This window comes from Pseudomonas sp. M47T1 (assembly GCF_000263855.1).
Lineage (GTDB): Bacteria > Pseudomonadota > Gammaproteobacteria > Pseudomonadales > Pseudomonadaceae > Aquipseudomonas.
On record NZ_AJWX01000006.1, the window covers coordinates 154,089 to 180,742 of the forward strand.

At 64.0% G+C, this 26,654-nt stretch carries 21 protein-coding genes; 3 read left to right on the forward strand and 18 right to left on the reverse strand.

Translation table 11 applies throughout. From position 1 onward, the window contains the following. Positions 1–11 precede the first annotated feature (11 nt). From PMM47T1_RS09580 to PMM47T1_RS09630, 11 genes are read right to left on the reverse strand one after another with little or no spacing between them, the layout of a single operon-like run. A complete protein-coding gene (locus tag PMM47T1_RS09580; RefSeq protein WP_008368084.1) occupies positions 12–605 on the reverse strand; it encodes an outer membrane lipoprotein carrier protein LolA in 594 nt (197 codons plus the stop codon). After that, positions 593–1,027 carry an acyl-CoA thioesterase gene (locus PMM47T1_RS09585; RefSeq protein WP_008368086.1) on the reverse strand — a complete coding sequence of 145 codons (435 nt, stop codon included), beginning with the start codon at positions 1,025–1,027 and terminating at the stop codon, positions 593–595. The genes PMM47T1_RS09580 and PMM47T1_RS09585 overlap by 13 nt, the downstream gene beginning before the upstream one ends. Continuing rightward, positions 1,020–2,564: an HAL/PAL/TAL family ammonia-lyase gene (locus PMM47T1_RS09590; RefSeq protein ID WP_043300893.1), complete on the reverse strand. Its 1,545-nt coding sequence runs from the start codon at positions 2,562–2,564 to the stop codon at positions 1,020–1,022. The genes PMM47T1_RS09585 and PMM47T1_RS09590 overlap by 8 nt, the downstream gene beginning before the upstream one ends. Continuing rightward, the gene (locus PMM47T1_RS09595; protein ID WP_008368091.1) at positions 2,545–3,480 is read right to left on the reverse strand and encodes an LpxL/LpxP family acyltransferase; all 936 of its coding nucleotides are present in this window, start codon (positions 3,478–3,480) and stop codon (positions 2,545–2,547) included. The genes PMM47T1_RS09590 and PMM47T1_RS09595 overlap by 20 nt, the downstream gene beginning before the upstream one ends. Beyond that, positions 3,477–4,211: a glycosyltransferase family 2 protein gene (locus tag PMM47T1_RS09600; protein ID WP_008368093.1), complete on the reverse strand. Its 735-nt coding sequence runs from the start codon at positions 4,209–4,211 to the stop codon at positions 3,477–3,479. The genes PMM47T1_RS09595 and PMM47T1_RS09600 overlap by 4 nt, the downstream gene beginning before the upstream one ends. After that, a complete protein-coding gene (locus PMM47T1_RS09605; protein WP_008368095.1) occupies positions 4,204–5,877 on the reverse strand; it encodes an acyl-CoA synthetase family protein in 1,674 nt (557 codons plus the stop codon). The genes PMM47T1_RS09600 and PMM47T1_RS09605 overlap by 8 nt, the downstream gene beginning before the upstream one ends. Beyond that, entirely contained in the window at positions 5,874–6,419 is a 546-nt protein-coding gene (locus tag PMM47T1_RS09610) for a membrane protein (protein ID WP_008368096.1), read from the reverse strand. Before PMM47T1_RS09610 ends, PMM47T1_RS09605 begins: the two co-directional genes overlap by 4 nt. Further along, entirely contained in the window at positions 6,416–6,670 is a 255-nt protein-coding gene (locus PMM47T1_RS09615; RefSeq protein ID WP_008368098.1) for an acyl carrier protein, read from the reverse strand. The genes PMM47T1_RS09610 and PMM47T1_RS09615 overlap by 4 nt, the downstream gene beginning before the upstream one ends. 9 nt (positions 6,671–6,679) lie before the next feature. After that, positions 6,680–6,952 carry a phosphopantetheine-binding protein gene (locus PMM47T1_RS09620; RefSeq protein ID WP_008368101.1) on the reverse strand — a complete coding sequence of 91 codons (273 nt, stop codon included), beginning with the start codon at positions 6,950–6,952 and terminating at the stop codon, positions 6,680–6,682. After that, the gene (locus PMM47T1_RS09625; RefSeq protein ID WP_008368102.1) at positions 6,927–7,739 is read right to left on the reverse strand and encodes a lysophospholipid acyltransferase family protein; all 813 of its coding nucleotides are present in this window, start codon (positions 7,737–7,739) and stop codon (positions 6,927–6,929) included. Before PMM47T1_RS09625 ends, PMM47T1_RS09620 begins: the two co-directional genes overlap by 26 nt. Further along, positions 7,715–8,434 carry a beta-ketoacyl synthase chain length factor gene (locus PMM47T1_RS09630; RefSeq protein WP_008368104.1) on the reverse strand — a complete coding sequence of 240 codons (720 nt, stop codon included), beginning with the start codon at positions 8,432–8,434 and terminating at the stop codon, positions 7,715–7,717. The genes PMM47T1_RS09625 and PMM47T1_RS09630 overlap by 25 nt, the downstream gene beginning before the upstream one ends. A gap of 397 nt (positions 8,435–8,831) precedes the next feature. Here PMM47T1_RS09630 and PMM47T1_RS09635 point away from each other — a divergent pair, with 397 nt between their 5' ends. Next, positions 8,832–9,608 carry a ParA family protein gene (locus PMM47T1_RS09635; RefSeq protein WP_008368106.1) on the forward strand — a complete coding sequence of 259 codons (777 nt, stop codon included), beginning with the start codon at positions 8,832–8,834 and terminating at the stop codon, positions 9,606–9,608. On the opposite strand, the gene trxC is transcribed toward PMM47T1_RS09635, so the two are convergent. The 6 genes from trxC to putA all read right to left on the reverse strand — a co-directional run bounded on the left by trxC (position 9,605) and on the right by putA (position 23,097). Beyond that, complete coding sequence (trxC, locus tag PMM47T1_RS09640) at positions 9,605–10,039, reverse strand: thioredoxin TrxC (protein ID WP_008368108.1); 435 nt, start codon at positions 10,037–10,039, stop codon at positions 9,605–9,607. The genes PMM47T1_RS09635 and trxC overlap by 4 nt on opposite strands. Positions 10,040–10,265: 226 nt before the next feature. Next, the gene (selO, locus tag PMM47T1_RS09645; protein ID WP_008368110.1) at positions 10,266–11,723 is read right to left on the reverse strand and encodes a protein adenylyltransferase SelO; all 1,458 of its coding nucleotides are present in this window, start codon (positions 11,721–11,723) and stop codon (positions 10,266–10,268) included. 57 nt (positions 11,724–11,780) lie between these two features. Next, a complete protein-coding gene (gene mscK / locus PMM47T1_RS09650; RefSeq protein WP_008368112.1) occupies positions 11,781–15,137 on the reverse strand; it encodes a mechanosensitive channel MscK in 3,357 nt (1,118 codons plus the stop codon). Between the two features lie 36 nt (positions 15,138–15,173). Then, positions 15,174–16,916, reverse strand: coding sequence for a potassium/proton antiporter (locus PMM47T1_RS09655; protein WP_008368114.1), 1,743 nt, complete (start codon positions 16,914–16,916; stop codon positions 15,174–15,176). 256 nt (positions 16,917–17,172) lie between these two features. After that, positions 17,173–18,975, reverse strand: a complete 1,803-nt coding sequence (locus tag PMM47T1_RS09660; protein WP_008368117.1) for an acyl-CoA dehydrogenase — start codon at positions 18,973–18,975, stop codon at positions 17,173–17,175. A 168-nt stretch (positions 18,976–19,143) separates the two neighbouring features. Then, on the reverse strand, positions 19,144–23,097 hold the full coding sequence (putA, locus tag PMM47T1_RS09665; protein ID WP_008368120.1) for a trifunctional transcriptional regulator/proline dehydrogenase/L-glutamate gamma-semialdehyde dehydrogenase: 3,954 nt from the start codon (positions 23,095–23,097) through the stop codon (positions 19,144–19,146). Positions 23,098–23,488: 391 nt separating this feature from the next. Between putA and putP the strand changes: the two genes are divergently transcribed. Then, a complete protein-coding gene (putP, locus tag PMM47T1_RS09670; RefSeq protein ID WP_008368122.1) occupies positions 23,489–24,976 on the forward strand; it encodes a sodium/proline symporter PutP in 1,488 nt (495 codons plus the stop codon). Positions 24,977–25,049: 73 nt separating this feature from the next. Then, complete coding sequence (locus tag PMM47T1_RS09675; protein WP_008368125.1) at positions 25,050–25,886, forward strand: 23S rRNA (adenine(2030)-N(6))-methyltransferase RlmJ; 837 nt, start codon at positions 25,050–25,052, stop codon at positions 25,884–25,886. A gap of 72 nt (positions 25,887–25,958) precedes the next feature. Here the strand turns inward: PMM47T1_RS09675 and msrA are convergent, their stop codons facing one another. Continuing rightward, on the reverse strand, positions 25,959–26,618 hold the full coding sequence (msrA, locus tag PMM47T1_RS09680) for a peptide-methionine (S)-S-oxide reductase MsrA (RefSeq protein ID WP_008368127.1): 660 nt from the start codon (positions 26,616–26,618) through the stop codon (positions 25,959–25,961). Positions 26,619–26,654: the final 36 nt, after the last annotated feature.

Consider the following 26,654-nt stretch of genomic DNA (forward strand, 5'->3'; position numbering starts at 1 on the left):
GCAGGTGCCGTTCACTGAACAAAATCGTGTTGCTCCGAATCGCTCAAGGCCATGGCACTGATGCTGTGGGGCATGCGCAGCACGGTGCTGTCGCCTTGGGTTTCACTCAGCTCGATGCGCTCGACGTAATGGCCGCCGCTGATCTGGATCTGCGTGAAGATTTGCTTGAGCAACAGCGAACGTGGGGTCAGGCGCAGTTGCCAATGGTCGCTGGCGCCGCTGAGCTGAAGTTCGAAGTCACGCTCCAGGGCGCTGGTGTCGCCTTGCAGCACGGCGAAGAACAGCCGGTTCTGCTCACTGCCGGCATTGCGCTCGGGCAGCATCTGCCAGCCGGTGGCGTCGCGCCGGGCAATTCCCTGTGCGGTGATGCGGTAATCCTGTTGCAGCGGTGTCTTGAGCAGCCACAGCAGGCCGAAGTCCCTTGCCAGCACGAAGGTGCCCTGGCTGGTCAACGGCATGGGCAGGGCGCGCAGGTGTTTTTCCTGAATGAACGGGCCGTGCACCACCGCAGGGTTGGCCATTTGCGCGCTCAGTTCGTGCAGGTCGAACGCCTGGGCCCCGCACGCCAGCAGCATCAGCGCCAGGGCCGTGATCAGTCGGCGCATGGCAGGCTCCGGTTCACGGCGTCGATAAACACCTGCGGCGAGGCCAGTTGCATCTCGCGGCTGGCGATTTCGACCGCCACCTGTACCGAGCTTGCGCGGGTCAGGCGTTCGCCGCTGGCCGCGTCGCTGATCAGGTAGTTGATCTTCAGGCGGTTCTCCCACTCCACCAGGCTGGCGCGCACGCTCAGGCGCTGGCCGAAGGTGGCACCGCGCACATAGCGTAGTTGCAGGTCGATTACCGGCCACGCATAGCCGGATTCGAGCATGTGCGTGTAGTTGTGGCCAATGTGGTCCAGCAGGGCGCAGCGCGCCACTTCCAGGTACTTGACGTAATGGCCGTGCCAGACGACGTTCATGGTGTCGATGTCAAAGAATGGCACCAGGACTTCGGTATCGGCGTGAATGGCACCCTGACTACGCATGCAGCCTCCAGTGTTGCTCGGCGATACGCGTCAGGCACAGGCGCAGTTCGCCTTCCAGGGCGCGGTCTTCCAGCACCGGAGGGAAGTCTTCGGCCAATTGCCGGTGCATGGCGGCCAGGGGCGCGGGCAGCGGCCGCGCACCCTCGCCACGGCCGCGCAGCCAAACGCCTTGCTGGGCGGCCAGCAGTGTGGCGGCGGCCACCTGCTCGGTCAGTTCCAGCACGCGCAGGGCATCGCGGGCAGCAATGGTGCCCATGCTCACCTTGTCCTGGTTGTGGCATTCGGTGGAGCGCGAGAACACGCTGGCCGGCATGGTGTTTTTCAGGGCTTCGGCGGTCCAGGCGCTGGCGCCGATCTGCACGGCCTTGAAGCCATGGTTGAGCATGGCCCGTTCGGCGCTGGCGCCGGACAGGTTGCTGGGCAGGCCATGGTTGTAGCGGGTGTCCACCAGCAGGGCCAACTGCCGGTCCAGCAGGTCGGCGACGTTGGCCACCAGGTTCTTCAGGCTGTCCATGGCGAAGGCAATGTGACCACCGTAGAAGTGCCCGCCATGCAGCACGCGCTCGGCCTCGGCGTCGATGATGGGGTTGTCGTTGGCGCTGTTCAGCTCGGTCTCGATAAAACCGCGCAGCCAGCCCAGGCTGTCCGCCAGCACGCCCAACACATGGGGGGCGCAGCGCAGCGAGTAGCGGTCCTGCAGGCGGTGCAGCGGCGCGGTGGGGGCGTCGATGGCCAGGTCCTGGCGCAGCCAGGCGGCCACCTGCATCTGCCCCGGGTGCGGCTTGGCGGCAAACAGGCGCTCGTCGAAGTGCTCGGGGTTGCCTTGCAGGGCAACCACATTGAGCGCGGTTATGCGCGTGGCCAGCTTCAGCAGGTACTCGGCGCGGCCAAACGCCTGACAGGCCAGGCCGGTCATCACGGCGGTGCCGTTCATCAGTGCCAGGGCTTCCTTTGGGCGCAGCACCAGGGGTTCCCAGCCCAGTTGGCGGTGCACCTCCAGGGCGCTGAGGCGTTCGCCCTGCCACAGCACTTCGCGTTCGCCGCACAGGGTGGCTGCCACGTAGGACAGCGGCGTCAGGTCGCCGCTGGCGCCCACCGAGCCTTCCTCTGGAATCAGTGGCAATACGTCGTGGGCCAGGAACGCGTGCAGGCGTTCCAGCAACTCTATGCGTACCCCCGACACGCCGTGGCACAACGACTGCAAGCGCGCCGCCAGCACGGCGCGGGTGGCCTGCGGGCCCAGCAGTTTACCCAGGCCGCAGCCATGGAAGGTGTACAAATGGCGAGGCAGGGCCTCCACGTGTTCCAGGGGCACGGCCACCACGCACGAGTCGCCGTAGCCGGTGGTGACGCCGTAGATCACGCCTTCCTTGTCCAGTAGCGAGTCAAGGAAGCGTGCGCCATTGGCGATGCGCTCGCGGTACGCGGCGTCGGCCTGCAGGCGGCTTTTCACCTGGCGGTTGGCCACGGCCAGCAGGGCTTCGATACTCAGGGGGGTGGCACCAAAGGTTACCGGCTCAAGCACGGGAGTCGTCATCGGTCTTCCAGAATGGGTAGAAATTGAACCATTGCCACGGGGCTTGCAGGCAGTAGTGGCCGAGCCGGTCGGCGTAGCGGGCAGCCCAGTGGGCAATAACCTGGTCGCGGTCGCTGCGGCGCCATTGAATGGTGTCGGCGAAAGGTTCCAATACCACGCGATAGCGGCCTTCGCTTTTGAGGCAGAACATCAGGTTGAGCGGGCACTTGAGCAGGCCCGCCAGCAGCCACGGGCCCTGGGGGAAGGCGGCCGGGTGGCCGAGGAAATTCACCCGCACGTGGCGGCCACCGTGCAGCGGCACCCGGTCGCCGGCAATGGCCAGCCACTCGCCGCGGTCCAGGCGCTGGCTCAGTTGCAGCATGATGGCCGGGTCCAGCTCGCTGACCTGGATCAGCCGCAGGTTGGTAGCCCCGGCTTCGCCCAGCAGGCGGTTGAAGCGTTCGGCATGCTTGGTGTGCACCAGCACGTTCATGGTGACTTGCTCGCCCAGCTCGGCCAGGGCCCGGCACACTTCCAGGTTGCCCAGGTGGGCGCCCACCAGCATCTGGCCGCGTGCGCCGCGCAATTGGGCGCGCAGGTTGCCCGGGTCGACAATCTCGATGTGGTTGATGTCGAGTTTGCCGTTCCATACGTCGAGCTTGTCCAACAGGGCGTCGGCAAAGGCCATGAACTGGCGGAACACTCGCCAATGCCCGGGCTTGAGCTGCGGCCTGGCCGACCAGGTGGCCAGGTGTTGCTGGTACTGCCAGGCACTGCGCCGGGCGCTGCGGCCGAACAGGAAGAAATAGAACACGATGCCGTACAGGATCGGGCTCAGCACGCGCCGGCCCAGTACGCGGATGCCGAAGGCGGTCAGTTTCATCAGCCAGAAGCTGCCGCGCTCCTGGTGGGCAGCCCAGTGTTGCCGTTCACTCACGCCAGCCACCGTCGCCAGAGGATCAGCGGCCAGCGCAGCAACATGCCGAAGAACAGCTTGGCGTGCATTTTCGAAATTAACGCGTTGTCGTGGAACAGGCGGAAGTGCGACAGCCCGTCCTGGGGGTAATGCACCTTGGTGGGCAACCAGCGCATGGCCTGATTTTGCCAGGCCAGGCGCACGAGGATTTCGGGGTCGAAATCCATCCGCCGGCCCAGGCGCACACGGTCGATCAGGCGCAGGGTGGGTGGCAATGGGTAAATGCGAAATCCGCACATGGAGTCGGGGATGGCCAGCGACAGGCTGTTGATCCACACCCACACGTGGGTCAGGTAACGGGCGTACAGGCGCCCCTTGGGCACGCTGGCGTCATATTGCGGGTAGCCGCACACCAAGGCTTCGGGGTGCTGGCGCGATTGTTCGATGAAGCGGGCGATGTCCTGCAGGTCGTGCTGGCCGTCGGCGTCCACCTGCAACGCATGGCTGAAACCCAGGCGAGCAGCCTCACGCAAGCCTGCCATCACGGCGCCGCCCTTGCCCTGGTTGGCCGGCAGGCGCACCAGCCACACCTGGGGTTCGGCGGCCAGATGCTCCAGCACCTGAGCGCAGGCCGGACTGCTGGCGTCGTCCACCAGCACGCAAGGCAGGCCTGCGCCCAGCAGTTCGGCGACCACGGCCGGTACTGCGCGCTCGTGGTTGTACACCGGAATTACCGCGCAAGGCTTATGCATGGGCGGCCTCCAGCAGTATGCGGCCGCTTGAGCAGGGGTTGCCGCCATGGCGGTAGCTGAAGTGCAGCTTGCCGCGTTCGTTGTCCAAGCGCAGGGTAAGGTCCAGCAGGTCGCCGGGACGCACCAGTTGCTGGAACTTCAAGACTTCCATGCCAGCAAAACGCGGTGGCAAGGCCAGCCATTGCTGCCCCAGTGCCAGCGCCCAGTCCACCTGGACCACGCCGGGCAATACCGGGGCGCTGGGGAAATGGCCGCTGAAGAAGGCCAGGTCCACGGGCACGGCCAATTGCAGTTGCCACTCATCGCCCTCCTGGCGGCAGGCCAGCAACTCCGGCGCCTTGGGCCGGGGTGCCAGCAGCAGGTTGTTCACCTCGGCCTGGGGCAGTTTGCCCTGGCTGTTGAATGGCAGCTCGCGCAGCAGTCGCCAGCGGCGTGGCAAGGCAATGGCTTCGCAGTGGCCGGCAAGGTGCTGACGCAGCTGTTCGGTCAGCGCCCGCCGGCCGCCGCTGTGCAACGCTTGCAGGCCTTCGGGGCTGAGCACCAGCAGGGCGCCGAGGCTGGCCCGGGCCTGCTGGATCATGCCCAGGCGTACGTCCTGTACCCAGGGATGCTCAAGCAGAGCCTGTTCGAGCATGGGCAGCGACACGCGTTTTTCTTCCAGCTTGACGATACGGTCCAACCGACCCAGCAGGTTGAAACGGCCATCGGCGGCAAACTCGACGGCGTCGGCGGTTTGTTCCACATGGCCTGGGGCAAGGTAGGGCGACTCGATGCACAAAGCCCCTTCGGCATTCTGGCTCAGGCGCACGTCGGCGAAGGCTTGCCACAGGCTGTCCTGCTGGCGCCAGGCGATGCCGCCGGTTTCCGAGCTGCCAAGGATCTCGGTAGGGCGCTGGCCGATGCGCTCGGCCAACAGTGCTGCGGCGTCTGCCGGCAGGGCGCCGCCGGACGAGAACACCCGCTTGACGGCGCTCATGGCCTGCCAGTCGAGGTTTTCGCCCATGCGCTTGAGCAGCGCGGGGCTGGCCACCCAGGCAAACGCCGGGTACTCGCGGCTGTGGCGTTGCATGTCTTCGGCAAACGGCAATTGCCGGCGCAGGAACGGCCGGCCCGCACACAGCGGCCACAGCACACGGAACAGCAGGCCGTAGATGTGCTGGGTGGCCACGCTGCCAATGATGCAGGCATTGCCCAGGTCCGCCGACCACAGGGTGTGCAGCGCCTGCACTTCGTTGGCCAGTTGCCGGAGTGTCTTGTCGATACCCTTGGGTGCGCCAGTGGAGCCGGAGGTGCACAGCTTCAGTTGCAGGCGGTCCAGGTCCAGCGGGGCGCCAGGCAATGGTTCGGCGTATAGCTCGCCCAGCCCTGGTCGCTCGTCGGTCAGCCACAGGTCCACCTCGGCCGACCAGCGCTGGCGCGTCTGCGCCTGCAAGTCGGCGGGCAGCAGCACGCTGGCGCCTGCGCGCCAGGCGCCCAACAGCGCGATAGCCAGTTCGCCGGCGTCCTCCAGGTACACCGCCACGCGCTTGATGCCGCGCGCTTGCAGGCCTGCGGCCAGGGCCAGCGCGCTTTTGCGCAATTGCTCAAGGCTCATGGCCGGGGCGAAGGTCACTTCGCGGTTTGGCTCGGGCTCGAGCAGCAGGTGCTCTAGGGGTATCCAGCTCATGCGCGGCCTCTTACGCGTTGTCGAATCAACCATTCGGCGGCGAACAGCAGGCCCATCAACCCGTAGGCGATCAGGCCGGTGTAAAGCGTCCACCAACTCAGGGGCGCCCACAGGGTCAGGGCGGCAGCGATCAGGCCGTTGCCCAGGAAGAACAGGCTCCAGGCCTGGGTGACCTTGCGGGTGTAGGCAATGGCCACGTCCGGCAGCGTCGGCTCGCTGAGCCGTGCCAGGCGCTCGGCCATGGGCATGCCGTGGCGCAGGCTCAGGCCGAACAGCGCCAGCAACAGGCTGCTGATGAGCACGGGGTACCAGCGCAGCAGGTGCGGGTTGTCGAACAGCGCCAGCACCAGGCAGAAGCCGAGGACCAGCGCGGCCATCCACAGGTTGCCGGCTCGCCGTTCACCGGTCAGGGCGCGGCCCAGCCACAGGCAGCCCAGCAACAGGCCGAACTGCCAGGGTGCGAAGTGCTCCATGCCGAAATACACCGCGAAGGGGTACACCAGGCCGGCCACAACCAGCACCAGGCCAATCAGCTGTTTCATGCGGCGGCGTTGACCAGGCGGTACACGGCTTCGACCACGTCATCGACGGTGCGCACGGCCTTGAATTCATCGGCGGCGATTTTCTTGCCGGTCTTGCGCTTGATGTGATCGATCAGGTCCACGGCGTCGATGCTGTCGATTTCCAGGTCCTGGTACAGGTTGGCCTGAAGGGTGACGCGCTCGGGTTCCAGTTCGAACAGCTCGACCAGGGCATCGCGCAGGGTGTTGAAAATGTCTTCACGGGTTTGCATGGTACTGCCTCACGCGGCCTTTTTTGCCGTGACGAAAGCCGCAAGGCTGGTCACGCTGCTGAAATGATTGCGGGTGTCCTTGGCGTCGGCGTCGATCTTGATGCCGAAACGCTTCTGGATGGCCAAGCCCAGTTCCAGGGCGTCGACCGAGTCCAGGCCCAGGCCTTCGCCGAACAGAGTCTGGTCGTCGCCGATGTCCTGGGCGCTGATGTCTTCGAGCCCCAGGGCGTCGATGATCAACAGCTTGATTTCATGGTTAAGCTCGGGGTGCAGAGCGCTCATTGAGGGCGAGCTCCTTGATGAAGTAATGGTGCAGATGATCGTTGAGTGCGCGCGAAGCCTTGGGTGCAGGGCCTTGCGCGGCGAACGCCTGTGGTTCTATATCGGCACCTACGCGCAAACTGAAATGCACGCGGCGCGATGGGATCCGGTACCAGGGCTCGGCCTTGGTCAGAGTGGCGGGGTTGACCGTGATCACCACCGGGGTAATCACCTGGGCCCCGCGCAATGCAATGGCCGCGGCGCCGCGATGAAAACTGGGCGGCTGGCCCGGGCAGGTGCGGGTGCCCTCGGGAAAGATGATCAGGGTCTGGCCCTGTTCCAGCGCGCCCACGGCGGTGTCGAGCATGCCCATGCTGCCGTCGTTGCTGATATAGCCGGTGCCGCGTACGGCGCCCCGGGTGAACGGGTTTTGCCAAAGGCTCTGCTTGACTACGCAGTTGGCGTCGCGCACCAGGCCTATCAGGAACACCACGTCGATCAGCGAGGGGTGGTTGGCGATGATCATCTGCCCCGGCCGGCCCAAGCGCTCTGCGCCACTTACCTCATAGGTCAGCACGCCGGCGCGGGCCATGAAGCGGATGAACAGCCAGAAAAGCTGGCTGACGGTGCGGCGAGCGCGGCGGTGGTGGGCCTCGGAGCTGCCCGGCAGCAGGGCCAGCAAGGGCAAAATAAACACGCGCAGGCACAGGCCGCCCAGCCCGAACAGGGCGAAGCTGGTGGCCGTGGCAATCAGGCGCCACAGCCAGGTAGTGCGAGCCTTGCTCAGCGGTTGCGTTGCCAGTTCCATGCGCGGCGTTTCCATACGTGGTGGCAGTGAGATTGCTGTGTGGTCAGGGCGCGCAGCAGGTTCAGCGCATGGGGCCATTGGCAGGTCGCTGCATCCTGGGCGGCGGGCGCAAGCGCCAGGCTCCAGTCGTCGCCCGGCGTAATGACCAGGCCTACGGCGTAAGGAAAGGGGACGTCAGTGATCCATTGCGAATAGGCCGCAGGCGGCTGTTCCTCGCAGATCACCAGCAGCACGGCCTCGGCGCCATCCCCCAGCAATGCCGCCGCTTCCAGCAAGCCATGTTCCAGCCCGTCACCGGCGGCGGCGAGTGCCGTCATTTCACTGGTTTCGGCGCGCAGTATCGACCACAGGCCAATGACCGCGTTGTGCACGGACAGGCTGAACTGGGTAGGCGACAGTGGCTCGCGCGCGGCCAGGTCACCCAGTATGTTGAAGGTAAGCGGCGTTTCGCCGTGGCGGGACATAAACACCAGCGGCATGGCCGGGCGGTCGTCGGCCAGCGGCCAACCCACGTGAAAGGCCATGCGGGCCAGCCTGCCAAGACGGCGCCGTTGCATGGCTGGCAGGAATGACACGTCGGGAGCGGCATCGCCACAGTCGAGCGGGCAGGGCGCCCGGCTCCATTTCAGCCAGTCGTCGCCCGTGGTCAGCCCTGGAGCCCAGGCCCGCCATTGTGCGATGTTGAAGTTGATCACTGTACGGTTTTCCTGCCCTTGCGGGCTTCCATTCCATGGGAATCGACTCGCGTCTGCGGCTCGCCATGTAACGGCGTAGTATCGGAGTGGCGCGCATTATCCGGATGAGGGCTGTTAGTAGCAAACATTGGTTACATCGCGGCTACAAAACATTACAGACGGTCGTGTAGGTATCAATCAGTCACGGCGACACGACCATTCGGCAATGATATCAAAAAGCCTGCTTTCAAGCTGGCCAGGCTGGCCCGTCGGGTGGGCAACAATAGCCTCGGCGGCTGATCAGGCATAGTTGGCCACTTCCGAAAAACCGGTAGGACTCCTCTGATCCAAAGGTGCTGGCTTATGAGCTGGCTGGCCATCTACACTGGCTCATTCACTGGTACACGGAGGTCTACCCATGCGGCGCGTGGTGTTCAATCAGAAAGGTGGCGTGGGCAAATCGAGCATTGCCTGCAATCTGGCGGCAGTCAGCGCGCAGGAGGGCTTTCGCACCCTGTTGATCGATCTGGATGCGCAAGCCAACTCGACCCAGTACCTCACCGGGCTGACGGGCGAAGACATTCCCATGGGCATCGCCGATTTCTTCAAGCAGACCCTGTCCTCCGGGCCGTTTGCCAAGAAGAACACCGTGGACATCTACGAAACGCCTTTCGATAACCTGCATGTGGTCACGGCCACCGCAGAGCTTGCCGATCTGCAGCCCAAGCTTGAGGCCAAGCACAAGATCAACAAGCTGCGAAAGCTGCTGGATGAGTTGGCCGAAGACTACGACCGCATCTACATCGACACGCCGCCAGCGCTGAATTTCTACGCGGTATCGGCGTTGATCGCCGCCGACCGCGTGCTGATCCCCTTCGACTGCGACAGCTTCTCGCGCCAGGCGCTATATGGCCTGATTGCCGAGATCGGCGAACTGCGTGACGACCACAATGAAGACCTGGAAGTGGAAGGCATTGTCGTCAACCAGTTCCAGGCCCGGGCCAGTTTGCCCCAGCAGATGCTCGACGAACTGATCGCCGAAGGCCTGCCAGTGCTGCCGGTGTACCTCAACAGCTCGGTGCGCATGCGCGAGTCGCACCAGGCGAGCATGCCGCTGATCCATCTAGACCCGCGGCACAAGCTGACCCAGCAGTTCGTGGAACTGCATCACCTGCTGGAACACAACGCTGTCTAAATCCCCTGGGACGTGAGCCATGCCACCAACTGCGGCAGTGGAAACGCGCCGCTCTGGCGTGCCACTTCGCGGCCGTTTCTGAACAGGATCAGGCTGGGAATGGAGCGAATGCCCAACTGCCCGGCCAGTTGCTGGTTGGCTTCGCTGTCCAGCTTGGCCAGGCGGCAACGCCCGCTCAATTGCGTGGCGGCCTGCTGGAAGATCGGTGCGAATGACTTGCAGGGCCCGCACCACTCGGCCCACACGTCCACCAGCAGCGGCAGGTCGCCCTTGATCTGGCTGGCGTAGGCGCCCTGGCCGAGATCGAACGGCTTGGCCAGGATCACTGCACTTTTGCAGCGGCCACATTTGGGCGAGTCGCCCAGGCGTTCGGCGGGTATACGGTTGAGGCCGTTGCAGTGGGGGCAGGGGATAACCAAGGGTTCGGACATGTCGGTTCCTGGATTGGGTAGTGTCCTCATTCTACTCTCAACCTCAAAGTGGCTGCCGCAGGCGGTGCAACTGTGCCGGTGCATCCCTGCGTTGTTGTACCTGCCCTCGGGCCGGGCCGGGCGATAGCCTGGGCTTCACTGAAAGCAGGAGCAACGTCGAGGCTGCGTCTTGCGACGCGGTTTGCCAGGCAGTGCACTGCGCCGGTAACGCGGCCTTCGGCCGCTGCTACGAGGAACAGCTTATTTCCAGATGCTTGCCCCACTCCGGCGGCCGCTGTGCATACGCCTGCATGCCCGGTTGTTCGTCGAACGGCCGGGTGAGCACGTTGTGCAGCCGGCGCACTTCTTCGTAGTCACCTTGTTGCGCTGCATCGATGGCGTTTTGCGCCAGGTAGTTGCGCAACAGGTACAACGGGTTCACCGCGTGCATGCGCGCGGTGCGTTCCGGGTCGTCGCCCTGGACGGCCAGGCGTTGCAGGTAGCGGGCGGACCAATGGTCAAAGCCGTCGCGGTCGATGAAGTCATCGCGCAATGTCGCCACGGCCTGGGCCGCGGGTTGGTCGCCCAGGCGGCGCAAGAACAGGTTGTAGTCCACGCTGCTGTTCTGCATCAACCGCAGCAGGTCTTCGATAAGCGCCTTGTCGCTGTCTTCGCCCTGGGCCAGGCCCAGGCGGCGACGCATCAAGTCCAGGTAATGGGCTTCGTACAGTGGCAGGAACAACTCCAGAGTTTCACGCAGCGCTTGCACGTTGATGAACGGCGTCAGCGCCTGGGCCAGGGCACTGAGGTTCCAGTGGGCAATGGGCACCTGGTTGCTGAAGCTGTAGCGACCCTGGTCGTCGGAGTGGTTGCAGATGAAGTTGGCGTCGAAGTCGTCGAGGAAGGCGAACGGGCCGAAGTCGAAGGTAATGCCCAGGATCGACATGTTGTCGGTGTTCATTACCCCGTGGCAGAAACCGTAGGCCTGCCACTTGGCGATTAGCTCGGCGTTGCGCTCGACGATGGCGCGGAACATCGCCAAGTACGGTTCGGGCTGTTCCAGGCACTCGGGAAAGTGCATGGCCAGCACGTGCTCGCCCAGCACCTTGGCCTGTTCCGGCTGCTTGGTGTAGTAGAAATACTCGAAGTGCCCGAAGCGAATGTGGCTGGGCGCCAGGCGCAGCACCATGGCCGCTCGCTCTTGGGTTTCACGCCATACGGGAGTGTCGGAGCCGATCACGCACAGCGCGCGGCTGGTGGGAATGCCCAGGGCGTGCAGGGCTTCGCTGGCCAGGAACTCGCGGATCGAGGAGCGCAGTACCGCGCGGCCATCGCCCATGCGCGAGTACGGCGTCAGGCCGGCGCCCTTGAGGTGCAGGTCCCAGTGCTCGCCGGCGTCGTTGTACACCTCGCCCAGCAGCAACCCGCGACCATCGCCCAGGCGTGGGCTGTAGCCGCCGAATTGATGCCCGGAATACACCATGGCCCGCGGCTGCGCCTCGGCCCACAGCTTGTGGCCACTGAACAGTTGGGCAAACACTGGCGAATGGGCCTCGGTAGGCTCAAGGTCCAGCAACGCCATGGCGCCGTCGCTGGCCACCACAAGGCGCGGGTTGTCGATGGGGTCGGGCAGCACCGAGGTTGAGAACGCGTCGCCCAGACGGGCGAAGCGGTTGTCGAAGGTCAGTTCGTCGAGGGCTTTCAACGGCCATCTCCAGCAGAATGTCCAAGCATTCTGCTGGGGTATGCTGGCGGCGTCCAGTCAGTCCAGATGAGTGTCGGGCGGTTCGGGCCGGGTTTTCACCTGGGGGTCGGGGTTGGGCAACAGGGCCTTGTCGACGTTTTCGATGGGCACCATCTTGTATTCCTGGCCCTGGGTGTTCTTCAGGTACACCTCCATCTGCCGGAAGGAGATGTTGATGTTGTGCTTCTTGAACTCGCGGTTGATGTAGCGGTTCATTTCGTCGAGCACCGGGTTGCGGTCGCCCAGGTCGCGTACATGCATGCGCAGTTCGTGGTCCAGGGTACTTTCACCGAAGTTCAGGAAGTACACGCTGGGGCCCGGCTCCTTGAGCACCCGCGGGTTCTCCTGTGCGCCCTTGAGCAGCAGCGACTTGACCAGGTCCAGGTCAGAGCCGTAGTCCACGCCCAGTTTCAGGGTGACCCGGGTGATGGTGTCGGTCAGCGACCAGTTGATCAGTTGCCCGGTGATGAACGTCTTGTTCGGAACAATGATGTCCTTGCGGTCGAAGTCGGTGATGGTGGTGGCGCGGATGCGGATCTTGCTCACCGTGCCCGACAGGCTGCCGATGGTGATGGTGTCACCGATGCGCACCGGGCGCTCGAACAGGATCATGATGCCGGAGATGAAGTTGGCGAAGATCTCCTGCATGCCGAAACCCAGGCCTACCGACAGCGCCGCTACCAGCCACTGCAACTTGTCCCAGCTGACGCCCAGGGTCGACAGCGCCGAGACGAAGCCGATGCCGATGATCACGTAGGACAGCAATGTGGTGGTGGCGTAGGCGCTGCCCTGGGCCAGGTTGAGCCGCGACAGCACCAGCACTTCCAGCAGGCCTGGCAGGTTACCCGCCAGGGCCACGGTGATGCCGACAATGATCAGTGCGCCTAACAGGTCGCCCAGGCTGATCGGCACCATGCTCATAGTGGCGCCGGTGCCGCTGGTGTATTCGTAGAGGGTGATGTTGTCCAGGTAGGCGAACACACTGATCAGGTCCGACCACACCCAGTACAAACCGGCGATGAACACGCCCATCAGGGCCAGGCGAATCAGGCGCAGGGACTGCTGGTTGACCTGTTCGATGTCCAGGGTCGGTTCTTCTATGGGAATTTCGCCGTCGCCGCTTTCCTTGGCGGCCTGACGCTTGCTCAGCGCGCGTTGGTAGGCCAGGCGCCGGGCTGCCACGCTGAGGCCGCGCACGAACGCCGCCTCGATCACCAGCCACAGCATCAGCAGGTACAGGGTGTCGATCAGCCGGTCGGTGAGCTTCAGCGCGGTGTAGTAGTAGCCAAAGCATACGGCCACGAACAGCGCCACCGGCAAGGCGGTGAATGCCACGCCCACGGCCTTGCGGAACAACGAGGTGTTGCCGTGGGTGGGGCTGCTGAGCAGCAGGCGGCTGAGCAACCAGGCCATGAGGGCGTAGCAGGTGAGCACCACGGCAATGCCGATTACGTCGTCGGCCAGTGCCGAGGGCTGCAACTCGGCCACGGCCACCACGGCCACCAGGGCCATGACCACGATGCCCAAGCGTCGTACCCAGTTGCGCAGGAACTCGACCTGGGGTTTCTGCCAGCGGAAATGCACCTCGGCCACGCCGCCCGGGGCTAGCATTCGGTAGGCGGTGTAGAACACCAGCCAGGCCTGGGCCATTTGCAGCAGGGCCGAACCCAGGCTGGCGTTCTGGCCGCGGGCGTCGATCTGTAGTGCCAGGCCGCACAAGGCCAGGCCCAGGCCCACCGGAATAGCGAGCAAAACGTTCACCAGCAAGGCCTGAGGGGTGTGCCACTGGCTGTCACGCTTGAAGTGGCCAATATCCTTGTGCACGCGGTTGAGGCGGTCGTGCAAGTAGCTGCGGCGCCACAACAGCACGCCAATCAGCAACAGCAAAGGCACGAAGAACAGCGGACGCTGTACCAGGCCGTCAGCCAGTTCGCTCAGGCTTGAGGCCCACGGCAGCGTGGTGACCTGCTTGCTCAGGTGCGAGGGCGCGCTTTCCAGCCAGTCCGGGTCCAGCGGCTTGTTGCTGGGGATCCAGAACATCTGCTCGTCCAGGGTTGCGCGCAGGCCTTGGGCGGTGGTCAGCAACTGTTTCTGGTTCAGTTGCAGGGTGATCGACTCGTTGAGTAATGCACTCAACTCACGGTTCAGGCGCTCCAGCAAATCGCTGCGGGTAACCGCCAGGTCCAGCAGTTGCTTGCGCAGTTGCGGGGTGACCTGCTCGGGTGGTTGCGCGGCAATCAGGCCGTCGACATAGGCCGTGGGGCTGCTGAGCGCTTCGCGCTGCTGGTTGACCTCGAACTGGTACAAGCGGATGTCGGCGATCTCGTCCGCCAGGTTGCGGTCCACCTTCAGGTGCGGCAGGGCCTGCTTCTGCTTGTAGAGGATCTTGGACAGCAGCAGGCTGCCCTTGAGTACGTTGATCTGCTCGTCCAGGGCTTGGTCGCTCTGGGTCACGTTGTCCAGTTGCTGCTGGGTGTGCAGGTTCTGCTGGGTCAGGTCATTGAGCCGGTCGGTACTTTTCAGCAGGTAGTCGGACAGCTTCAGGTTGCTGGCGCTCTCGGTGGCCAGCACGCTGCTGCCACCGGCTTTCTGGGCTTCCAGGGACTGCTGGGTAACGGTCTCCTGGGACTGGGCCAGGCGCTTTTCGTTGATCAGCGACTGCAGGTCCTGCACTTCCTGGCTGACCCGGGCGATTTTCTCCGTCACCAGGTCATGCTGGCTGTTGCCCAGGTCCTGCAGCAAGGTGTTGCCGGCCAGTTCCTGGCGGCGCAGCGTCACCAGGGCATTGATCGACGCCTGCTCGGCCAGCAGTTGGTTGCGCTGGTCGGCAGAGATGACCTTGCCGTTGTCCTTGCCGCTCTTGAGAATGCCGTTGATCTGACTGATGCGCGCCTGGCTGTTGCTGATCTCTGTCTGCGCCCGTTCAGGGCGGGTCTGGGCGGTGATGCTCAGGCTGTTGGCTTCGGTCAGCTGCTTTTGCAGGTCGCCTTGCTGGGCACCGCGGTCATTGAGCAGTTGCTCCAGCTGTGGCACCGACAGGTTGGCATAGCGCTGGGCTACCGGGATGACTCGCGTGGCCTTGAGCTTGGTCAGCTCGCGCTGGTTTTCGGCAATGACCTGGGGCGCTTCGGCCAGCTGCTTCTTCAGGGTAGGCAGTTGGTTGCTACTGTCGTCGCGGTTGGCGAGGAAGGCCAGCGTCTGTTCCAGTACCTGCTGTAGTGCCTTCTGATCGGCGTCGGACAGCTTGCGGTCGGCGATCTTGTCGATGCTTTGCTGTACCGACTCGCTGGTGGGTGGGTCGGCTGCCTGGACGGCAGTGACAGTCAGGCACAGCCCAAGCAGGGCTGCGGAGAAGAATGAGCGCAGTGAGGGCATAGTGAAAGTCGTTACAGCTCGAAGAGAAATGGCAGTTTAGAGGAACAACCCGGGACCCGGGGCAGTTCCTTCGGGCAATTTGACGCCTACTTTCTGGATCTTGTTCCCGTCCATGACCGCGACAGTCCAGATTGTGTTGTTCCACACCACGTGGTCGCCCACCACCGGCGCACCGCCAACCTTCTGCATGATGAAGCGGCTGAGCGGCATTTGCGGGTCCTGGCCGTCGAGCTGCAAACCGTACAAGGCGGCTACAGGCCCCAGTTCTGCGTCCCCTTCGAGCACGAAGTCGCCGAAGAAACGCAAATCCAGGCCGCGTTGTGGTGCCTGGCTGAACAGCTTTCCGAGTGCTGGCAAATTGTGTTCATGGCCAATCACGCACAACAGATCGTCGACTTCCAACACCGTACTACCCGACGGATGGAGCAGTTCCTGCCCTCGAAACAGCGCCGCGATGCGGGTGCCGTCAGGCATTTTCAGCTCCCGCAGGGGCGAACCGATGCACCACTTTTCTGCGCCAAGGCGGTAGACGAACATTTCCCACTCGCTGGTGACGTGCACTTCCAAGGCCGAGCGGGAGATGGGCGCCGGGTCGGGCGGCACGGTGACTTTCAGCAGTTTGGCCATCCACGGCAGGCTGGTGCCTTGTACCAGCAGCGAGACCAGCACGATGAAGAACGCCAGGTTGAAGTACAGCTGAGCATCGGGCAGCCCGGCCATCAGCGGGAACACCGCCAGGATGATCGGCACGGCGCCGCGCAGACCTACCCAGGAAATGAAGGCTTTTTCCCGACCGTGGAAAGCCTTGAACGGCAGCAGCCCGACAAAGACCGACAGCGGGCGAGCCACCAGGATCATGCCCAGCGCCAGCACTAGGGCGGGCAGGGCAATGGGCAGCAGGTCGTGTGGGGTAACCAGCAGGCCCAGCACCAGGAACATGCCGATCTGCGCCAGCCAGGCCATGCCGTCAAGCATGTGCAGAATGCCGTGGCGGCTGCGAATTGGCTTGTTGCCCATTACCAGGCCGCACAGGTACACCGCCAGGAAGCCGCTGCCATGCAGGGCGTTGGTCAGGGCGAACACCACCAGGCCGCCGGCGATTACCAGGATGGGGTACAGGCCGCCTGCCAGGTTGATGCGGTTGACCAGTTGCAACATCACCCAGCCGCCGCCCAGGCCGATAATGGCGCCGATGCCGAATTCCTGCACCAGGTGGCCCAGCAGGCTCCAGTGCAGGCCGGTCTGGTGGCTGGCGAGCATGTCGATCAAGGTGACGGTAAGGAACACCGCCATGGGGTCGTTGCTGCCCGACTCGATCTCGAGGCTGGCGGTTACCCGCTCGTTCAGGCCTTTGCCACCCAGCAGCGAAAACACCGCCGCGGCGTCGGTCGAGCCGACGATGGCGCCTATCAGCAGGCCCTGGAGGAGGCTCAGGTTGAACAACCAGGCCGCCAGCACGCCGGTCAGCCCGGTGGTGATCAGCACGCCTACCGTGGCCAGCGACAGCGCCGGCCACAGCGCCACGCGGAAACTGGCCACCCGCGTTCGCAGGCCGCCGTCCAACAGGATCACCGCCAGTGCCAGGTTGCCGACCAGGTAGGCCGTGGGGTAATTGTCGAAAATGATACCGCCGCCGTCGACGCCGGCGGCCATGCCTACCGCCAGGATGATCACCAGAATGGGGATGCCGAGGCGGGAGGACAAGGAGCTGACCAGAATGCTAGCACCCACCAGCAACGCGCCGATCAAGAACAGGCTGTTGATGGTCGTCGCATTCAAAGGCAGTACTCCCTAAAACTGAGGTGGCGAAACAGCGTGCCTCATGCAGGCTGCGTGCCAAGGGATTCTAACCTGTGCAAATGTACCCATGTCAAAAAGCTTCGCATTAGCGCGACGTTACGCCCTACCTGCCCCCTCTGTGGCGCTGCCGTCAGGCGGCGAAAAGGTCTGCAGGACCTCCGGCGTTGTGATGTCGATCGCGGGCCCGCTTTGCGGGCCTTCGCAGCCTCTGGGCAGCGCCGACCTGCAGCAGCTGCTAGAACCAGCTGTCTGCCATGCCGAGGCAGGTGTCGTCGCGGGTCTGCAATAAATGCAGGTCGTGATGACAAGCGGGCACCTCCCAGGTCAGGAAGTACCGGGCGGCTTGCAATTTACCCTGGTAGAACTCGCCATCGGCGGCGTCCCCCATGGCCAATCCTTCCTGAGCGCGGATGGCCTGCTCCAGCCAGCGCCAGCCAATCACCGTGTGGCCGAACACCTTCAGGTACAACGCCGAGTTGGCCAGTGTCCCGGTGACCTGCCCCTTGGCCAGGTCGCCCAACAGCCCCAGGGTCACGCCTTGCAACGCGGTCAGCAATTGTTCCAGCGGCTGGCGCATTGCGTTCAGTTCAGGGTGTGCCTGGGCGCGTTCGCACGTGGTGGTGATCAGGCGCATCAGTTGCTTGAGCCCGGCGCCGCCGTTCTGGGCCAGCTTGCGGCCCAGCAGGTCCAGCGACTGGATGCCGTGGGTGCCTTCGTGGATGGGGTTCAGCCGGTTGTCGCGATAGTACTGTTCCACCGGGTATTCGCGGGTGTAACCGTGGCCACCAAGGATCTGGATCGCCAGTTCGTTGGCCTTCAGGCAGAACTCCGAAGGCCATGACTTGACGATAGGGGTCAGCAGGTCGAGCAGTTCGTGGGCCTGGCGGCGCACTTCTGCGGTTTCCCCGGTGAGCGTGTCATCGAACAGGCGTGCGGCGTACAAGCCCAGGTCGAAGGCGCCTTCCACATAGGCTTTCTGGGTCAGCAGCATGCGCCGCACGTCGGCGTGGTTGATGATCGCCACCGGCGCGGCGGTGGGATCCTTGGCATCGGGCAGGCGGCCCTGAGGACGTTCGCGGGCATATTCCAGGGAATACAGGTACCCGGCATAGCCAAGCATTACCGCGCCCATGCCGACGCCGATGCGAGCCTCGTTCATCATTTGGAACATGTAGCTCAGGCCCTGATGCGGCTTGCCCACCAGATAGCCAACACAATCTCCATTATCGCCGAAGTTCAGCGCCGTGGAGGTGGTGCCGCGCCAGCCCATCTTGTGGAACAACCCGGCCAGCAGCACGTCGTTGCGCTTGCCCAGGCTGCCATCGTCGTTCACCAGGAACTTGGGCACGATGAACAGCGAGATGCCTTTCACCCCTGGCGGTGCGTCCGGCAGCTTGGCCAGCACCAGGTGCACGATGTTCTCGGACAGCGGGTGATCGCCACCGGAAATGAAGATCTTGTTGCCCTTGAGGCGGTAACTGCCGTCGGCGGCCGGTTCGGCGCGGGTGCGGATATCCGACAGCGAGGAACCGGCGTGAGGCTCGGTAAGGGCCATGGTGCCGAAGAAGCGGCCTTCGATCATGGGCTGCAGGAAGCGCTGTTTCTGCTCGTCGCTGCCAAAGCTTTCGATCAGGTTGGCGGCGCCCATGGTCAGGAAGGGGTAGGAGGTGCTACCAGCGTTGGCCGCCTGGAAATGCGCGAAGCAGGCCTGGGACAGCAAGGTGGGCAATTGCATGCCGCCGTCTTCGAACGAGCGCGAGGCATTGAGAAAGCCGGCTTGCAGGAACGCATCGACAGCCGGTTTCACCTCCGGGATGAGCACGGCGGCGCCGTTCTCGTAACGAGGCTCGTTTTCATCGGCCTTGCGGTTGTGCGGCGCGAAGTATTTCTCGGCAATGCTGCGCGCGGTGCCGATGGCAGCGTCGAAGGTTTCGCGGTTGTGCTCGGCGAAGCGCTCGCGCTGGGTGAGGTTTTCGGCGTCCAGCACTTCGTAGAGCTCGAAGGCCAGGTTGCGGGAGCTGAGAAGGGTCTCGGACATGGCGGCATCCTTTTATTGATGCGCCGAGTGTAGAAGCGAGGCAGGGGCGGGAACAGGAAGATAGATGGCGGTGATGATGGCTGGAGGGTCTGGGTATTCTGGGGGAGCGGGCCGTGGTGCATGAAAAAAAGGCGCCGATGAAGGCGCCTTTTTTCATTTTTTCAACGATCAGCCGATGGTCATCAGGCTGGCATTACCACCCGCCGCAGCAGTGTTAACGCTCAATGCCCGCTCGATCACCAGGCGTTCCAGGGCGATGTTGCTCTCGCCATGGGACAGCCCCTGCACGCCGACGATGGCGCCGGCACGCTTGGCCACTTGCTGGCACACCGCGCGCAGCTGGTCGCTGTCGCCATGGTGCAGCACGGCGTCAAATACCACTTCATCCTTGGTCCATTCCGGCACGAGCTGGATGCGCGCTTGCACTTCCTTCGGCAGGCGGGTGCGCAGGGCTTTGCCCAGCTCACCTTCCAGCCATACGGCGGTGCTGCCCACGGCCAGGGTAGCGGCCAGTTGCACCAGCAGGTCGGCTTCCTGGTCGGCCAGGCACAGTACGTGCTCGCGCGGCAGGATGCTGTAGCTGTTGCGCTCGCCAGTAGGGCCGGTCAGTTGGCGGGTCACGCCGCTTTGCGATTGCTGGGCGAACTGGGCGCACAGGGTTGCCAATTCCGCGTGCTGGTTGCTGCCGGCCCAGGCTTGCAGGGCTTGCAGTGGTTTTGCCATGGCATCACGCAGACGCACGTCCGGGGCTGCCAGGGTGTCGGCCTGCTTGAAGGTATGCTCGATGGCATCGTCCGGGCGGGTCGACAGCAGGCGGTACAGGTACAGCGGGCCACCGGCTTTCGGGCCGGTGCCCGACAGGCCTTCGCCGCCAAACGGCTGCACGCCCACCACTGCGCCCACGATGTTGCGGTTGACGTAGACGTTACCGGCGTTGACGTTGTCGATCACCTTGGCGATGGTCTCGTCGATGCGGGTGTGCACGCCCAGCGTCAGGCCGTAGCCGGAAGCATTGATCTGCTCGATCAACTGGTCAAGGTTCTTGCGGCTGTAGCGCACCACGTGCAGCACGGGGCCGAAGATCTCGCGTTGCAGCTCGTCAAAGCTTTCCAGCTCGATCAGCGTTGGCATCACGAAGGTGCCGCGCTTCACTTCCTCGCCGTCGGCGATGGCCACCTGGTACACGGCGCGGCCTTTGTCGCGCATGGCCTGGATGTGCTTCTCGATGCCCGCCTTGGCTTCGGCATCGATCACCGGGCCGATGTCCACGGACAAGCGCTCGGGGTTGCCCAGGCGCGATTCGGCCATAGCGCCCTTGAGCATTTCGATCACGCGGTCGGCGCAATCTTCCTGCAGGCACAGCACGCGCAGGGCCGAGCAACGCTGGCCAGCGGAGTCGAAGGCCGAGGAAACGACATCGATCACCACTTGTTCGGTGAGCGCCGAGGAGTCGACGATCATCGCGTTCTGGCCGCCTGTTTCGGCGATCAGCGGGATCGGACGGCCCTGGGTATCCAGGCGGCCGGCGATGTTGCGTTGCAGCAGGCGCGCCACCTCGGTGGAGCCGGTGAACATCACGCCCTTGACGCGATCATCGCCCACCAGGCGGGCACCCACGGTTTCACCGCGGCCCGGCAGCAGTTGCACCACGCCTTCGGGAATGCCGGCTTCCAGCAGCAGGCGCACGGCCTGGGCGGCCACCAGCGGGGTTTGTTCGGCCGGCTTGGCCAGTACCGGGTTGCCGGCGGCCAGGGCGGCGGCTACCTGGCCGGTGAAGATCGCCAGGGGGAAGTTCCACGGGCTGATGCACACCACCGGGCCCAGTGGGCGATGGGCATCGTTGCTGAAATCGTTGCGGGCCTGCACCGCGTAGTAGCGCAGGAAGTCCACGGCCTCGCGCACTTCGGCGATGGCATTGGCAAAGGTCTTGCCGGCTTCGCGGGCCAGCAGGCCCATCAGCGGCTGCATCTCGCCTTCCATCAGGTCGGCGGCGCGCTCCAGGATAGCGGCGCGTTCAGCCGGCGGGGTGGCCTGCCAGATCGGGCCGTTGCTCATGGCGCACAGGATGGCGTTATCGACGTCCTGGACGTTGGCTTCCTGAACGTGGCCGACCACGTCACGGTGGTCGGACGGGTTCAGCACGGCCTGGGCAGCTTCGTTGCTGACAGCGCAGCCCAGCATTGGCGCGGCTTTCCAGTCAGTGTGGGCCGTGCTCAGCAGGGCGCACGACAGCGAAGCCAGGCGGTGTTCGTTGGCCATGTCGATGCCGGCCGAGTTGGCGCGTTCACTGCCGTACAGGTCGCGCGGCAACGCAATGCGCGGGTGCGGCAGGCCAGCGTTGCCTTCCTGGGCAGCCATGCGCTCGATGGTGCTGACCGGGTCGGCCACCAGTTCCTGGATGGAGATGGAGGTGTCGGCGATGCGGTTGACGAACGAGGTGTTGGCGCCGTTCTCCAGCAGGCGACGTACCAGGTAGGCCAGTAGCGTTTCGTGAGTGCCCACCGGAGCGTATACGCGGCAAGGGCGGTTCAGCTTGCCGTCGGCAACCTTGCCAACCACCTGTTCGTACAGCGGTTCACCCATGCCGTGCAGGCACTGGAACTCGTACTGGCCAGGGTAATAGTTCTGACCGGCGATGTGGTAGATGGCCGACAGGGTGTGGGCGTTGTGCGTGGCGAACTGCGGGTAGATGACTTCCGGTACCGACAGCAGCTTGCGGGCGCAGGCGATGTAGGACACGTCGGTGTACACCTTGCGGGTGTACACCGGGTAGCCTTCCAGGCCCTCGACCTGGGCGCGCTTGATCTCGCTGTCCCAGTAGGCACCCTTCACCAGGCGGATCATCAGGCGGTGGCGGCTACGGCGCGCCAGGTCGATGACATAGTCGATCACATAGGGGCAGCGCTTCTGGTAGGCCTGGATCACGAAGCCGATGCCGTTCCAACCGGTCAGTTGCGGCTCGAAGCACAGGCGTTCGAGCAGGTCCAGCGACAGCTCCAGGCGGTCGGCTTCCTCGGCGTCGATGTTCAGGCCGATGTCATATTGCTTGGCCAGCAGGGTCAGCGACAGCAGGCGCGGGTACAACTCGTCCATCACGCGCTCGTACTGGGCGCGGCTGTAGCGCGGGTGCAGGGCCGACAGCTTGATCGAGATGCCCGGGCCTTCATAGATGCCGCGGCCGTGGGAGGCCTTGCCGATCGAATGGATGGCTTGCTCGTAGGACGCCAGGTATTTCTGTGCATCGTGCTCGGTGAGTGCGGCTTCACCCAGCATGTCGTAGGAGTAGCGGAAGCCCTTGGCTTCGAACTTGCTGGCGTTGGCCAGTGCTTCGGCGATGGTTTCGCCGGTGACGAACTGCTCGCCCATCAGCCGCATGGCCATGTCCACGCCTTTGCGGATCATCGGCTCGCCGCTCTTGCCGATGATGCGGCTCAGCGACGAAGTCAGGCCTGCTTCGTTGTGGGTGGAGACCAGCTTGCCGGTCAGCAGCAGGCCCCAGGTAGCAGCGTTGACGAACAGTGACGGGCTGTTGCCCAGGTGCGGCTGCCAGTTGCCGTTGCTGATCTTGTCGCGGATCAGGGCGTCACGGGTGCCCTTGTCCGGAATGCGCAGCAAGGCTTCGGCCAGGCACATCAGGGCCACGCCTTCTTGGGACGATAGGGAAAATTCCTGCAACAGGCCCTGAACGATGCCCGCACGGCCGCCGGCGCTCTTCTGGTTGCGCAGTTTCTCGGCAATGCCGGCGGCCAGCTTGTTGGTAGCTTCGGCCATGGCCACGGGCAGGCGTGCCTGCTCCAGGAGCATCGGCACCACTTCCGGCTCGGGTCGACGGTAGGCACCGGTGATGGCGGCGCGCAGTACCGACTGCGGCAGGATGCTTTCGGCAAACTCCAGGAAGCACTGGTGGGCGTGATCGGCGTGCACCTCACCAGCGTCGTGGTTGGCCGGGTGCGGATGGCCGTTGAGTTCAGGCAGGGTGGCGCCACCCTCGAGCTTTTCCAGGTAATTGAAAATCGCCTGCTTGATCAACCAGTGCGGGGTGCGGTCGATGGATTGCGCAGCCGTTTTCAGTCGCTCGCGGGTCGGGTCGTCTAGTTTGACCCCAAGGGTGGTCGTCGCCAATTGCTTGTCCTCATCAAGGCCACAAAGGTGTGGCAATAAAGCCGGCGGCAAGATTAGCCGTTGCTCGCGGTAAGGTGCAACTAGGTGCAACCTTGTTTTTCATGAAAAGTTGCACCTGTCATCGGGTTGGGGGTCGGATGTGGCGAATCTGCACAAACGGGGTGCGAGACCGCTAGCAATGCTCCCAAAAGAAGCAGAATCAGGGCATTGGCGCCATTCGCCGACTGTTCTGTAACAAGGTGCAACTTGCAGGCCATATCGGTTGCGCCTCGTCCGCTGATCGCACCAAAATGCACTTCGATGGTGCAACCCCGATTGGGGTTGGCGCCTGGCGTGCAAAAAGGTGCAACTCGCTGGTTGCGACATAAAAACAACTAAAAGGACGTTTGCCATGGGTGTGAGCAACCCCACATTGATCACCTTTGTGATCTACATCGCTGTCATGGTGCTGATCGGCCTCGTTGCCTACCGCCGCACCAATAACCTTTCGGACTACATCCTGGGCGGTCGCAGCCTAGGCAGCGTGGTCACCGCGCTGTCGGCGGGCGCCTCGGACATGAGCGGCTGGCTGCTGATGGGCTTGCCGGGCGCCATCTACCTGTCGGGGCTGTCGGAAAGCTGGATCGCTATCGGCCTGATCACGGGGGCCTACCTGAACTGGCTGTTCGTGGCGGGGCGCCTGCGGGTGCAGACCGAGCACTGCGGCGACGCCCTGACCCTGCCGGACTACTTCGCCAGCCGTTTCGAGGACCACAGCGGGCTGCTGCGCATCATCTCGGCGGTGGTAATCCTGCTGTTCTTCACCATCTATTGCGCCTCGGGTATCGTCGCCGGCGCACGGCTGTTCGAAAGCACCTTCGGCATGAGCTACGAAATGGCGCTGTGGGCGGGCGCGGCGGCGACCATCGCCTACACCTTCGTGGGCGGTTTCCTGGCCGTGAGCTGGACAGACACCGTGCAGGCGACCCTGGTGATTTTCGCGCTCATCCTCACGCCCATCGCCGTGGTGTTGGCCACTGGCGGTGTAGACACCACGTTCCTGGCCATTGAGGCGCAAGACCCGGCGCACTTCGACATGCTGCGCAATACCAGCTTCATCGGCATCATTTCGCTGCTGGGCTGGGGCCTGGGTTACTTTGGCCAGCCGCATATCCTGGCGCGGTTCATGGCGGCGGATTCGGTCAAGTCGATTGCCAGGGCGCGACGCATTTCCATGGGCTGGATGATTCTGTGCCTGGGCGGTACCGTTGCCGTCGGCTTTTTCGGCATCGCTTATTTCGCAGCGAACCCGCAGTTGGCGGGCGCTGTCGCCGACAATCATGAGCGGGTGTTCATCGAGCTGGCCAAGGTGCTCTTCAATCCCTGGGTCGCCGGGGTGTTGCTGTCGGCAATCCTGGCGGCGGTCATGAGTACCTTGAGCTGCCAGTTGCTGGTGTGTTCCAGTGCACTGACCGAGGACTTCTACAAGGCCTTCCTGCGCAAGGGTGCCGGCCAGCGCGAGCTGGTGTGGGTGGGCCGGGCCATGGTGTTGGTGGTGGCGTTGGTGGCCATTGCCCTGGCGGCCAACCCGGAAAACCGCGTGCTGGGGCTGGTCAGCTACGCCTGGGCCGGCTTTGGCGCCGCCTTCGGGCCGGTGGTGCTGCTGTCGGTGCTGTGGAAGGGCATGACCCGCAACGGTGCGCTGGTGGGCATTGTCACCGGTGCGGTCACGGTGGTGCTGTGGAAGAACGTCAGCCCCATCGAGCTGTATGAAATCATCCCTGGTTTTGCGTTGGCGACCCTGGCTATCTGGCTGACCAGTGTGATGGGCAAACGGCCGTCGGGTGCCATTCTGGCGCGTTTCGAGGCGTCGCGCGCCGCTTACCACGCCGGCAAGTGATCGGATCGCCGGCTCGACAACTTGGGTTGTCGGGCCGGCTCAAGGTAAACTCCCCGGCCTTGCAGGAGTTGCCATGAACTATCGTCACGCCTACCACGCCGGCAACCACGCCGACGTCTTCAAACACCTGGTACTGAGTCGCCTGCTTGCGCTGATGTCGCGCAAGGAGCAGCCCTTTGCCTACCTGGATACCCACGCTGGCATTGGTCTGTACGACCTGCGCGGTGACCAGGCCAGCCGTACCGGCGAATTTCTCGAGGGCATCGCCCGCCTGTGGCAGGCAGACGACCTGCCGCCGCTGACCGCCGACTACATGGGCATGATTCGCGACATGAATCCCGACGGCGAGTTGCGCTACTACCCAGGTTCCCCGGAAGTGGCACGCCGCCTCACCCGTCCGCAGGACCGTGTGCAGCTCAACGAAAAGCATCCCCAGGATGGCCTGCTGCTCAAGGAAAACATGAAAGGCGACCGCCGCGTGGCCGTGCACCTGGGCGAAGGCTGGCATGTGCCGCGCGCCCTGCTGCCGGTGCCGGAGAAGCGCGCGGTGATGCTGATCGACCCACCGTTCGAGCAGTTGGACGAGATGCAGCGCTGCGCCAAGGCGCTGAAAGAAGCGGTAGGGCGCATGCGCCAGACCGTGGCGGCGGTCTGGTACCCGGTGAAAGACCAGCGCGCACTCAAGCGTTTCTACCAGGACCTGGCCGGCAGCGGCGCGCCCAAGCTGTTGCGCGTGGAGTTGCTGGTGCATTCGCTGGAGCGCCCCGACAGCCTGAACGGCTCTGGCCTGGCGATTGCCAACCCGCCTTGGGGGCTGGAAGAAGAGTTGCGCCAATTGCTGCCGTGGCTGGCTGTGAAGCTGGGGCAGACCCAGGGTAGCTGGCAGATGGATTGGCTGATCGCCGAATAGATGCAGCTACAAGCTACAAGCTTGTGTGTTGTGTCAGCTTGTAGCTTGCAGCTCAAAGCGTGCCGCTGCTTCTCAGCGGTTAAGCCACGGCGGCATGCACACACCGGTGCCGCCCAGGCCGCAATACCCTTCAGGGTTCTTGGCCAGGTACTGCTGGTGGTACGCCTCGGCGTAGTAGAACGCTGGCGCCTCGGCGATTTGGGTGGTGATTTCACCTTCGCCGGCCTTGCTCAGCTCGTCCTGATAGGCCGCCTTGCTGGCCTCGGCAGCGGCGAACTGCTGGGCAGTGGTTGCAAAGATCACCGAGCGGTACTGGGTGCCGATGTCGCCGCCCTGGCGCATGCCCTGGGTGGGGTTGTGGGATTCCCAGAACGGTTTGAGCAGCGCTTCGTAGCTGGTCTGCTTGGGGTCGAACACCACCAGCACCACTTCGCTGTGGCCCGTCAGGCCCGAGCAGGTTTCTTCATAGGTGGGGTTGGGGGTCATGCCGCCGGCGTAACCCACGGCCGTGGTGTAGACGCCTGGTTGTTGCCACAGTAGGCGCTCGGCGCCCCAGAAACAGCCCATGCCCAGAATGGCCACTTCCAGCCCTTCCGGGAACGGGCCGGTCAGGGGGCGGCCGTTGACGAAGTGCTCGTTGGGCACGGTCATCGGCGATTCGCGTCCAGGCAGGGCCTGGGCAGCGGTAGGCAAAACGTTTTTGTTCACAAGAATCTCCGAACGCAGAACCATGTTCCATTCCCCTGCAGCAGGTGTGGATAACCTGGG